The following is an 11,910-nucleotide window of genomic DNA, read 5'->3' as shown; positions in this document are numbered from 1 at the left end:
GGTGATGCGGGCCACGCCTGCCATCCTCACGCCCCCAGCGGCCGAAGCAGATCGCGGCTGATGATGTGCCGCTGGATTTCCGACGTGCCGTCCCAGATGCGCTCCACACGCGCATCGCGCCAGAAGCGGGCGAGGGGCAGGTCGTCCATCAGGCCCATGCCGCCAAAAATCTGGATCGCCTCGTCGGTGACGCGGGCGAGCATTTCCGTGGCGTAGACCTTTGCCGAGGCGATCTCGCGGTTCGACGGCAGGCCCTGGTCGAGGCGCCAGGCGGCCGACAGCGTCAGGAGGTCGGCGGCGTCGATCTCGGTGATCATGTCGGCGAGCTTGAAGGAGACGCCCTGGTTCGCGCCGATCGGCTTGCCGAACTGCTTTCGCTCGGCGGCGTAGTTGAGGGCATAGTCGAAGGCGCGGCGGGCGCGGCCGACCGAGGTGGCGGCGACCGTCAGGCGGGTCGCATAGAGCCAGTCGTTGGCGATGTCGAAGCCCTTGTGCACCTCGCCGAGGATCTGGGCGGAGGGCAGGCGGCATTCGTCGAAATTGAGGATGCAGTTCTTGTAGCCGCGGTGCGAGACGGAATTGTAGCCGTCGCGGATCTCGAAGCCCGGCGTGCCACGGTCGACGAGGAAGCAGGTGATCAGCTTCTTCCTGCCGCGCGGCGTGTCCTCCTCGCCGGTGGCGATGAAGACGATGACGAAATCGGCGATGTTGGCGTGGCTGATGAAGTGTTTCGTGCCGTTGACCACCCAGTCGTCGCCGTCCTTGCGGGCGAAACATTTCATGCCGCGCACGTCCGAGCCGGCGTCCGGCTCGGTCATGGCGAGGGCGTCGAATTTCTCGCCGCTGACGGCGGGCAGCAGGTATTTTTCGCGCTGCTCGTCGTTGCAGGCCATCAGGATGCCGGAGGGGCGGCCGAAGAAGACGGTGAGCGCCATGGAGCCGCGGCCAAGCTCGCGCTCGACGAGGGTGAAGGAGGTGTGGTCGAGACCGGCGCCGCCCACTTCCTCCGGCATGTTGCAGCCGAAGAAGCCGATCTCCTTGCACTTGCGGGCGATCTCCTGGCCGAGCTCCGGCGGCACATGGCCGGTGCGCTCGACCTCGTTTTCATGCGGATAGATTTCCGTTTCGACGAAGGCGCGGACGGTATCCACGATCATCTGCTGTTCGTCGGTCAATGCGAAATTCATGGAAAAGTCCTCCCGGTATTTCTTTTACGGGAGGCGCGTGTGGCTACCCCCTCTGCCCTGCCGGGCATCTCCCCCTCAAGGGGGAGATCGGTTGTGGCTTGCTCGTCGCTTCCCTCGAACCGCCGCCGTATGGGCGGCAGGCTTGCCCCCTGCCGATCTCCCCCCTTGAGGGGGAGATGCCCGGCAGGGCAGAGGGGGGTGGCGTCTCGCGCCGTCAGTTCTTTCTTTGCCCGACGCTGCGGCCTGCGCCGTCCGGCTTCGGCAGCCCGGCATGGGCTTCGGCGATCGGCGCGATCTTCGCCAGCACCTCGGCGGGCGCGTCGACGCTCTTGCCGGCCTTCGAATCGACATGCAGCACCATCTGCTCGGCCGTCGCGATGACGTCGCCCGTCGCCGCGTCGTGGATGCGGGTGAAGTAGTGCATGCGCTTGTTGTCGAAGGAGAGCAACTGGAGCGTCGTGTAGAGCGCCTGGCCGAGCTTGGCCTCGCCGAGATGGCGGATATGGGTCTCCACCGTGTAGTAGCTGTGGCCGGCCTCGACATAGGCGAAGTCGACGCCGACCAGCCGCAGCAGCGCGTCGGTCGTGTCGCCGAAGAGCTGGAGATAGCGGTGCTCCGTCATGTGGCCGTTGTAGTCGACCCAGGCGGCGTTGACCTTGGTGTCGACGAGGCGCAGCGGCTCGGTGGCGGAGACCTCGACCTTCGCCTTGCCGGCCTTCGCCCAGAGATGCGCCTCGAACTCGGCGAGCAGCTTGCCCGAACCCCAGCCGCGGCCTTCGTCGCCCGCCTTCAGCGCGTGCATGATGCCGACGAGGTTCTGGTCGCGGATGCGTTCCAGCTCGCGGATGCCGCGCGCGCCGGACTGGGCGTCCGACTGGCCGGCGATCTTTTCGACAAGTTCGTCGTCGAGGTCGACGACGTCGGTCAGCTTCGTCCAGGGCCAGGAGAGGCAGGGGCCGAACTGGGCGAGGAAGTGGCGCATGCCCGCTTCGCCGCCGGCGATGCGGTAGGTCTCGAACATGCCCATCTGCGCCCAGCGCATGCCGAACGAATAGCGGATCACGTCGTCCAGCGTTTCCGTGTCGCAGATGTCGTCCTTGATGAGCCAGAGGCCCTCGCGCCAGACGGCTTCCAGCAGGCGGTCACCGACGAAGGCTTCGATCTCCTTGTTGATGATCACGCCCTTCATGCCGATCGGCGCGAGCTTGGCCCTGGCGTCTTCCAAGACGGAGCGCGACGTCTTCTGACCGCCGACGAGTTCGGCGAGCGGCAGCAGGTAGACGGGATTGTAGGGATGCGCGACGAACAGGCGCTCGGGATGCTTCATGTCGCGCTGGAGGTCCGTCGGCATCAGGCCGGACGTCGAGGAGCCGATGAGGGCGTCGGGCTTTGCCGCCGCGTCGATCTTCGTCAGCACGCCGCGTTTCAGCTCCAGCCGCTCGGGCACGCTTTCCTGAATCCAGTCAGCGTCTTGTACGGCGTCTTCCAGGCTCTTGCAGAAGATGATCTTCCCCTTCGGCGGCAGCGGGGCCATGGTGAGCATGCCATAGGCGCGCTCGGCATTGGCCATGACCTCGCCGATGATGCGCTCGGCTTCCGGATGCGGATCGAAGATGTTCACGTCGATGCCGGCCAGCGCGAAGCGGGCGACCCATGCGCCGCCGATGACGCCGCCGCCGACACAGGCTGCCTTGTTGATGGTGGTCATAGAGATGCTGCCTTCATAACTCTTGGTGTCTAGATGCGGCACCCCCCTCTGCCCTGCCGGGCATCTCCTCCTCAAGGGGGGAGATCGGATGGGGAGATGCCTTGCCCGCTACAGACGTTGCGGTTGAGACAAGGAACTTGCTTCTTGCCGATCTCCCCCCTTGTGGGGGAGATGCCCGGCAGGGCAGAGGGGGGTAAACGCGTTGCGCCCTCGTGCCTCGTTCCCGTCAGCCGCGCGGTGCCCGCTTCGTAAGCTTCAGCTTCTCGCGCACCTCTGCCGGGCCGATGACCCGTGCGCCCATGCTCTCGATGATGTTGACCGCCTTGTCGACGAGCTGCGCATTGGTGGCGAGCTGGCCCTTGCCGACATAGAGGTTGTCCTCCAGGCCGACGCGGACATTGCCGCCGGCAAGCACCGCCGCGGCCGGATAGGCCATGGCGTTGCGGCCGATGGAGAAGGCCGAGAAGGTCCAGTTCGAGGGCACGTTGTTGACCATCGCCATGAAGGTGTTGAGGTCGTCGGGCGCGCCCCACGGAATGCCCATGCAGAGCTGGATGAGCACGGGATCCTCGATGACGCCTTCCTCTACGAGCTGCTTGGCGAACCAGAGATGGCCGGTGTCGAAGGCCTCGATCTCCGGACGCACGCCGAGATCGGTCATCATCCGGCCCATGGCGCGCAGCATGGACGGCGTGTTGGTCATCACGTAGTCGCCGAGCGAGAAGTTCATCGTGCCGCAATCGAGCGTACAGATTTCCGGCAGGCATTCGGCGACGTGGGAAACGCGCTCCGTCGCGCCGGCCATGTCGGTGCCGTTGGGATTGAGCGGCAGCGGCTGCTCGGTGTTGCCGAAGATCATGTCGCCGCCCATGCCGGCGGTGAGGTTCAGCACCACGTCGACTTCCGCGTCGCGGATGCGCTCGGTCACTTCGCGGTAGAGGTCGTTGCGGCGGCTCGGCGCGCCGGTTTCCGGATCGCGCACATGGCAGTGCACGACGGCGGCGCCGGCCTTGGCGGCCTCGATCGCCGATTCGGCGATCTCTCTCGGCGAGCGCGGCACATGGGGGGATTTGCCGGCGGTGTCGCCGGAGCCGGTGACGGCGCAGGTGATGAAAACGTCGCGGTTCATCGCTAGGGGCATTGTCGTTCTCCCAGTATTCTCGTTGAAGCCATTACGAGCCAAGAGAAGGCGCAGTGCTTTCACTTTTCGGATCCATCCTTGACAATTCGGGAGACGGGATCACAGGATCGCCGCATGCTGGATCCCTCCTCCGAAACACTCGACATCGATATTCTCGTCCTGCCCGAGACGAACCTCATCCTTGTCGCCTCGGTCATCGAGCCCCTGCGCGCCGCCAACCGCATCTCCGGCCAGGACCTTTACCGCTGGCGGATTTTTTCGCCCGACGGCCTGCCGGTCGAAACGCGCAGCCGCATCCCCGTGCCCGTGGACGGTCCGTTCCGGCCGGAGCGGGAGACCCAGCCGCTTTTCGTGCTGTCGAGCTATCAATGGCAGATGAGTGCGACGCCTTTGTTGCGCCGCCAGCTCTCCCAGACCGCCCGCCACCGCATCGCCATGGCCGGCATCGAGTCGGGTAGCTGGCTGCTCGCCGAGGCGAGCCTGCTCGACGGCCACTCCGTGACGATCCACTGGGAGGACATGGAGGAATTCGCCTCCGCCTATCCGCAGATCGACGTCGAGCGGCAGCGCTACGTCATCGACGGCAAGCGCATCACCACCGGCGGCTCCCTGCCGACGCTCGACCTGATGCTGGAAATCATCCGCCGCCGGCAGGGCTATTCGCTGGCGCTCGAAGTCTCGCGGCTCTTCATCTACGAGCACGAGCGCACCGGCGGCCTGTTGCAGGTGCCGGCGCTCGGCAACATGCGCGTCGCCGACCAGCGCGTCAGCCAGGCGGTGCGGCTGATGGAGGAGACGGTGGACGCGCCGCTCACCCTGACGCGGCTTGCAAAGCGCGTCGGCGTCAGCGCGCGCCATCTCCAGGACCTGTTCCAGGAGACGATGGGCGTCGCGCCGCACCAGCACTATCTTGCGCTCCGCCTCAATGCCGCCCGGCGCAAGGTCATCGAGACGAGGGCCGAGTTCGCCGACATCGCGGCGCTCACCGGCTTCAACTCCTCCTCCGCCTTCTCGCGCAGCTACCGGGCGCACTATCACGAGAGCCCGACGGAAACGCGCCGGCGGCTGAGGGCCGGGGCGAAGGGCTAGGTTTTCGTCAGGAGCGCGAGCATCGTCTCGGCGGCCTTGCGGGAAAGCGCGTCGCGCGGCCAGACGAGGCTCAGCGATTGCTGGTAGGCGTCATCGAGCGGCAGCAGCGTCGGCGGCGGCTTGATGTTGGCGACGGAGTGCTCCGGCAGCACCGAGAGATGGCCGTGGTCGAGCACGAGGTTGATGATGACGGGGATCGAATCCACCTCGACCAGCGTCAGGCGGGTGCGCTCGGCGGGAGAGAGCGTTGCTTCGAGGAAGCGGTCGGTCATCTGCCGCAGGCCGCTGCGCGGGCTCGGCACGGCGATCGGGTACTGGCATAGCAGCGTTGCGAAATCCTGCTTTTCGGCGCTGTCCAGCCTGCGCGGCCCGGCAAGCGCCAGCCGGGAACGGCCGATCAGGCTGCCTTCGAATTCGGCTGGGTAGCGGTCGGTGTCGAGCAGGATCAGGTCGAAGCGGCGGTTTTTCAGGCCCGAGACCAGTTCGTCCGCCGTGGTGGAGGAGAGGAAGAGCGGCTGGCGCGGCCGCGCCGCGCGCCACGCCACGGCGAGGCGGGCGAGCATGGCGGCGATCTCGCTTTCATGGCCGAAGGGGATGATCGCGCCGAGCCGCCAGGTGGCGGCGCTGCGGCGGAACCGTTCGGCCGAGGCGGTGGAAAGGGACTCCCAGGCCGCGCCGATGCGTTCCGCGAGCGCCAGCGCTTCCAGGCCCGCGGGCGTGCAGGCGATGCCCGTCGCCGAACGCGCGAGGAGCTTGCAGCCGATCGCCGCCTCCAGATGGCTGAGCTGGCGGGTGAGCTGCGGCTGGCCGAGGCCGAGGGTCTTGGCGGCGCCGTTGATGCTGCCGGCGCGGGCCGTGGCGGCGAAGCGGGCGAGGGCGGCGAGCGAGACGGCCGGCCTCGTTTCCCCGCCTTTGCCGAGGGCGGCCAGTGCGGCGGCCGCTTCGGCGATTTCGGCAAAGCGCGGCAGGCGAGCCTCGGCATCGAGCGTCGGAACGAGCGCCTGCCCGTCGCGCCGCACCAGCGGCACCGAGAGCACGGCTTCGACCCGGCGCAGCGCCGCGCTGGCGCTGGAGGCGGGGCGCCCTTCCGCGGCCGCCGCCCTGCGGATGCCGCGTTCTTCGAGAATGCTGTGCACAAGGCGAAGCGTGGATAAATCCACGGGCGGCTCCTTCGGGTTTTCCCAACTGTTCGATTCATAGCATGAACCGTACGGATTTTGGGATATGGGTTCGGGCCGCGTTCCGCATAACATCCGCATTCGGTTTGTGCATTCCGGACAGGCGCTTTTGCCGGAATTGCTGTTCGAGACAGGCTTATTGAAAATGCTCGCTTCCGCCGACACGCTCTATCTGACCGGCCAGCCGCTCGATTTCGCGACGCTGGAGGCGATCGGCACGGCCGCGCGGCGGCCGGTGGCCTGCGAGATCGGCATGGGGCGTGTCGGCGCGTCGCGCCGCGTCATCACCGACCGCCTCGCCACGGGCCTGCCGATCTATGGCGCGAATACCGGCGTCGGCTCGATGAAGGACAAGCTCTGGACGGCCGACGACCTCATCGAGTTCAACAACAGCCTGGTGCGGGCCCACCATTTCGGCACCGGCGAGCCGTTCACGCTGCCGATCGTGCGCAAGGCGATGGGCATTCGCGTCAACACCGCGCTCGGCGGCTATTCCGGCTGCAGCCCGGAGCTGATCGACGCCCTGCTCGGGCTGCTCGAACGGGATGTCGTGCCCGTCGTGCGCCGCCATGGCTCGATGGGTTGCGCCGATATCGGCCTGATGGGCCAGATCGCGGCGGTCCTGACCGGCGAGGGCGAGGCGTGGTACGGCGGCGAACGCCTGCCGGCCCTGGAGGCGCTGAAGCGCGCCGGCCTCCAGCCCTATCGCATGCAGCCGCGCGATGCGCTGGCCGCCCTCAGCGTCAATGCCATCTCGCATGCCGCGGCGGCCAATGTGGTGCGCGAGGCGGCGATGGCGATCCGCAATCTCATGGTGACGGGCGTTCTCTCCTCGCTGGCGCTCGGCGCCTCGGCCGATCCCTGGCGCGTGGCGGCACGGCTCTCGGCCCATGGCGAGGCGCTTGCCGGCACCTGGTTCGAGGCGCAGGCCGCCTCCGGCCATTGGCCGAAACCGTCGGCGATCCACGATCCGCTCAGCCTGCGCATGACCGCGCAGGTCTTCGGCGCCTGCCTCGATACGCTGATGAACGCCGCCGAGCGTATCGTCGAGGCGACGGCGCAGTCCGACGACAATCCGGTCGTGCTCGACAACCATGTCATGGCGTCCGGCGGCTCGCTACCGCTCTCGACGACGCTCTATGTCGAGGCGGCGCAGACGGGTTTTGCCCATCTTGCCCGCAACGTGCTGAACCGCTGCGTGCTGCTTGCCAACGGCGTGCGCCGCAACCTGCCGGTCAACCTCGTGGCGCCCGGTGAGACGGCGACGGGCTTCGGGCCGCTGCTGAAGCTTGCGGTGGAGCTCTACATGCGCATCCAGTCGCTGGCGGTGCCGATCTCGGCGCAGTCCATCGTTGTCGCCGGCGGGCTGGAGGAGGAGGCGACCTTCCTGCCGCTGATCGTCGAGCGCATGGAGAGCCAGGTGCGGGACCTGCGCCAGCTCGCCGCCCTCGAAGCCATGCTCTCCGCCCAGGCGATCGACCTTGCCGGCGACAATGTCGAGGGCGTCGTCGCCATCGCCTACCAGCGCACGCGGGCGATCAGCCCGTTCTACCGCAAGGACCGGCCGCTTTCCGCCGAGATCGAGGCGCTCGACCGCGATCTTGCCAGTCCCGAGGCGCTTGCCGCCTTCGTCGAGGCCGCGCCCATGGCGCAATTCGACGCCTTCTTCGCCCTCATACCCTGACGGAGACAGACCATGGCCGATTTCGATCTCGTCCTGAAAGGCACCGTGGTTCTGGCGGATCGTATCGTCGACGGCGGCCATGTCGCGGTGCGTGACGGCAAGGTGGCGCATGTCGGCCAGGGAGCCATGCCGGCGGCGAAGGAGCGGCACGACCTTTCGGGCGCGCTCATCCTGCCCGGCGCGATCGACGCACAGGTGCATTCGCTGTCGCAGAAGAGCCAGGAGGATTTCATCTGGTCGACGCGCTCGGCGGCGGCCGGCGGCGTCACCACCATCGTCGACATGCCCTATGACGAGGGCAATCTCGTGTCATCGGCGGAAGCGGTGCGGCGCAAGGTGGACCATGCCGGGCCGCAGGCACGCGTCGATTTCGCGCTCTACGGCACGGTCGATCCGCAGGAGGGGCCGGCGCGGATCGGGGAAATGGTCGAGGCGGGTGTGGCGGCCTTCAAGTTCTCCACCTTCGGCACGGACCCGAAGCGCTTCCCGCGCATCCCGGCGGCACTCCTTGAGGATTGTTTCCGCGCCATCGCCCCGACCGGGCTGACGGCCGGCGTGCACAACGAGGACGACGAGGCGGTGCGCGCCGCAATCGCCCGGGTGAAGGCAGCCGGCATCACGGATTACCGCGCCCATGGCCTGTCGCGCCCGCCGCTGACGGAGCTCATCGCCTCCAACCAGATCTACGAGACCGGCGCGGCAACCGGCTGCCCGGCCCATGTGGTGCATTGCTCGCTCGGCCGGGGCTACGAGATCGCTAGCGCCTATCGCGCGCAGGGTTTTCGGGCGACCATCGAGTGCTGCATCCACTACCTGACGCTCGACGAGGAGAACGACGTCGCCCGGCTCGGCGGCAAGGCGAAGATCAATCCGCCGATCCGCCCGCGCGCCGAGGTCGAAAAGCTCTGGCGGCATGTCGCCGCGGGCAATGTGACGCTCGTTTCCACCGACCATGTGAGCTGGTCGGAGGACCGAAAGACCAATCCGGACATGCTGGCCAACGCCTCCGGCGTGCCGGGGCTGGAGGTCATGGTGCCGCTCTTCGTCAAGGGCGCGCTGGAGCGCGGCATTCCGCTGACGCGGGCGGCCGAGCTGATGGCGCTGAACCCCGCCCGGCATTTCCGGCTCGATCATGTGAAGGGCGCGCTCGAAGCGGGCAAGGACGCGGACATCACCGTGCTGACGCCCGAGCCCTATAGCTATGACGCGGCGGCGAGCGGCCACAACGTCGTCGGCTGGTCGCCCTATAATGGCATCCGCCTGCCGTGGCGCGTCTCGGCGACCTGGCTGCGCGGCAGGCTCGCCTTCGACGGCAAACGGGTGCTCGCCGAACCCGGGTCCGGCGCCTTCGTGCGCCCGTTGCCGACGCTCGTTTCCGCAGGTGGCCGCTGATGGCGGCGGCGCGAACCAATCTGCCGGTCGATCCCGCCCGCATAGAGGATGTGATCGACGGGCTTGCCCGGCTCACCGAGCCCGGCCGGCCCTACACACGGCGTGCCTTTACCGCTCTGTTCCCGGCGGGGCGGGATTTTCTTGACCAGAGGTTTCGGGCGGCCGGGCTCGAAACGCGCATCGACGCCGCGGGCAATCTCATCGCCCGGCGACCGGGCAGGAAACCGGGTCTCGGCACGATCATGCTCGGTTCCCATTCCGATACGGTGCCGGATGGCGGGCGTTACGACGGCATTGCCGGCGTGGCGGTGGCGCTGGAAGTCGCCCGCGCCCTTGCCGACCAGGGGATCGAACTCGACCATGACCTGGAGGTCGTCGATTTCCTTGCCGAGGAAGTGTCGATCTTCGGCGTCTCCTGCATCGGCAGCCGCGGCATGGCCGGCGTCCTGCCGGCGGACTGGCTGGCGCGCGAGAGCAGCGGCCTGACGCTGGAGCAGGGCATTCGCGATGTCGGCGGCGATCCGGCGCGCCTGCAGGCGGAGGCGCGCCGGGACATCGCGGCCTTCCTCGAACTGCATATCGAGCAGGGGCCGGTGCTGGAAACGGAGAAACTGGATATCGGCGTGGTGACGGCGATTTCAGGCATCACGCGCATCGAGATCATCGTCGAGGGCCGGGCGGACCATGCCGGCACGACGCCGATGGGCGCGCGCGCCGATGCGCTGGCGGCCGCCGCGCGGCTGGTAACGGGCATCGAGGCGCTGGCGAAGTCGCTCTCGGAAGGGCCGGGGCATTTCACGGCGACCGTCGGCGAATTCTCCATCGCGCCGAACGCGGCCAATGTCGTGCCGTCGCGCGCGCGCCTGTTGATCGACGCGCGGGCCGAGCACCGCACCACGATGGATGTTTTTGCCGCCTCCGTCGAGCAGATGGCGGAGCAGCTCGCGCGGGAGACCGGCACGCTCATCGCGCCGCCGCGCCGCCTCTCCGACAACATGCCGACGCCCGGCGATCCGCTGCTGCTCGATGTGCTGGATGCAGCCTGCGAGATGGCCGGCGCGCGCCATCGCCGCATGGCCTCCGGCGCCGGGCATGACACGGCCTTCCTGGCGAAGGTGACGCGGGCGGCGATGATCTTCGTCCCCTGCCTCGGCGGGCGCAGCCATGCGCCGGAGGAGTTCGCCGAGACGGACGATATCGCGCTCGGCGCGGCGGTGCTTTTTAACGCGGTGATTCAACTGGATAAGACATTGAGTCAGGAGGAAGACCGATGGGCCGGATCTTAAAGGAAAAAGACGTCGAGGCGGCGGTCAAGGGCGGCTCGGTCTATGCCGCCGGCGGCGGGGGCTGGGCGGACCATGGCCGCATGCTCGGCTATGCCGCCGTCTCGATCGGCAAGCCGGAGCTGGTCTCCATCGATGAATTGTCCGATGACGACTGGGTGGCGACCGCCGCCGCCATCGGCGCGCCGGCCTCCACCACGCCCTGGGAAATGCGCGGCGTCGATTATGTGAAGGCGGTGGAGCTTCTGCAGGACGCGCTCGGCGAGAAGGTCGCGGCGCTGATGGTCGGGCAGAACGGCAAGTCCTCGACGCTCAACGGCTGGCTGCCCGCGGCGATCCTCGGCACGAAGGTGCTCGACGCCGTCGGCGACATGCGGGCGCATCCGACCGGGGACATGGGGTCGATCGGCATGGCGGGCTCGCCCGAGCAGATGATCCAGACCGCCGTCGGGGGAAACCGCGACGAGAACCGCTATATCGAGCTCGTCGTGCGCGGCGCGACCGCGAAGGTCTCGCCGATCCTGCGCACGGCCTCCGACATGTCCGGCGGCTTCATCGCCTCCTGCCGCAATCCGCTGCGCGCCTCCTATGTGCGCAGGAACGCGGCGCTCGGCGGCATCTCGCTGGCCCTGGAACTCGGCGAGGCGATCATCGCCGCCGAGGGCAAGGGCGGTGCGGCGATCATCGACGCCATCGTCAGGACGACGGGCGGCTCGATCCTCGCAGAGGGTGTCATCACGGACAAGTCGGTGGTCTACACCAGGGAAGCCTTCGACATCGGCACGGTGACGGTCGGCAGGGGGGACGATGCCTCCGTGCTGCATGTGATGAACGAGTACATGGCGGTGGAATTGGCGGGCGGCAAGCGCCTCGCCACGTTCCCCGACGTCATCACCACGCTCTCGCCCGAGGGCGAGCCGCTCAGCGTCGGCCAGCTTGAGGTCGGCATGACGGTCTTCGTCTTGCATGTGCCGAAGACGATCATCCCGCTCGCCTCCAGCGTGCTCGATCCTACCGTCTATCCCTCCGTCGAGAAGGCGATGGGGATCGAGCTGGCGCGGTATGCGCTTGGTGGCTGATGCAGGCTGCCCCTCACCCTAACCCTCTCCCCGCAAGCGGGGAGAGGGGACTTGCCCCACGAACGGGTACTGATTGGGGAAATCGGCGCGGCATATTCCTTCGCCCCGTTTACGGGGAGAAGATGCCAGCAGGCGGATGAGGGGCCGCGCCCCACGAACGAACAGGAGA

At 67.7% G+C, this 11,910-nt stretch carries 9 protein-coding genes; 5 read left to right on the top strand and 4 right to left on the bottom strand.

Annotated features, from left to right (window positions below; translation table 11 throughout):
- Positions 1–26: 26 nt before the first annotated feature.
- The 3 genes from shn_RS12100 to shn_RS12090 form a co-directional block, all read right to left on the bottom strand.
- Positions 27–1,187, bottom strand: a complete 1,161-nt coding sequence (locus shn_RS12100) for an acyl-CoA dehydrogenase family protein (RefSeq protein WP_064330628.1) — start codon at positions 1,185–1,187, stop codon at positions 27–29.
- A gap of 214 nt (positions 1,188–1,401) precedes the next feature.
- Positions 1,402–2,895, bottom strand: coding sequence for a carnitine 3-dehydrogenase (locus shn_RS12095; RefSeq protein ID WP_064330627.1), 1,494 nt, complete (start codon positions 2,893–2,895; stop codon positions 1,402–1,404).
- A 226-nt stretch (positions 2,896–3,121) separates the two neighbouring features.
- Complete coding sequence (locus shn_RS12090) at positions 3,122–4,036, bottom strand: 3-keto-5-aminohexanoate cleavage protein (RefSeq protein WP_064330626.1); 915 nt, start codon at positions 4,034–4,036, stop codon at positions 3,122–3,124.
- 114 nt (positions 4,037–4,150) lie between these two features.
- Between shn_RS12090 and shn_RS12085 the strand changes: the two genes are divergently transcribed.
- Positions 4,151–5,125 carry a GlxA family transcriptional regulator gene (locus shn_RS12085; RefSeq protein WP_064330625.1) on the top strand — a complete coding sequence of 325 codons (975 nt, stop codon included), beginning with the start codon at positions 4,151–4,153 and terminating at the stop codon, positions 5,123–5,125.
- On the opposite strand, the gene shn_RS12080 is transcribed toward shn_RS12085, so the two are convergent.
- Positions 5,122–6,285, bottom strand: a complete 1,164-nt coding sequence (locus tag shn_RS12080) for a LysR family transcriptional regulator (RefSeq protein WP_064330624.1) — start codon at positions 6,283–6,285, stop codon at positions 5,122–5,124. The genes shn_RS12085 and shn_RS12080 overlap by 4 nt on opposite strands.
- Before the next feature lie 163 nt (positions 6,286–6,448).
- Between shn_RS12080 and shn_RS12075 the strand changes: the two genes are divergently transcribed.
- Genes shn_RS12075 through shn_RS12060 form a run of 4 tightly spaced genes read left to right on the top strand, consistent with a single transcriptional unit; the run spans position 6,449 to position 11,741 of the window.
- Complete coding sequence (locus shn_RS12075; RefSeq protein ID WP_064332568.1) at positions 6,449–7,987, top strand: aromatic amino acid lyase; 1,539 nt, start codon at positions 6,449–6,451, stop codon at positions 7,985–7,987.
- A 12-nt stretch (positions 7,988–7,999) separates the two neighbouring features.
- Entirely contained in the window at positions 8,000–9,379 is a 1,380-nt protein-coding gene (locus shn_RS12070) for a dihydroorotase family protein (protein WP_064330623.1), read from the top strand.
- Entirely contained in the window at positions 9,379–10,665 is a 1,287-nt protein-coding gene (locus shn_RS12065; protein ID WP_064330622.1) for a Zn-dependent hydrolase, read from the top strand. Before shn_RS12070 ends, shn_RS12065 begins: the two co-directional genes overlap by 1 nt.
- Complete coding sequence (locus shn_RS12060) at positions 10,650–11,741, top strand: DUF917 domain-containing protein (protein ID WP_064330621.1); 1,092 nt, start codon at positions 10,650–10,652, stop codon at positions 11,739–11,741. The genes shn_RS12065 and shn_RS12060 overlap by 16 nt, the downstream gene beginning before the upstream one ends.
- Positions 11,742–11,910 lie beyond the last annotated feature (169 nt).

It is taken from the genome of Shinella sp. HZN7 (genome assembly GCF_001652565.1).
GTDB lineage: Bacteria > Pseudomonadota > Alphaproteobacteria > Rhizobiales > Rhizobiaceae > Shinella > Shinella granuli.
The sequence above is the reverse complement of the archived record's forward strand: the minus strand, read 5'-3'. Positions and strand labels throughout refer to the sequence as shown.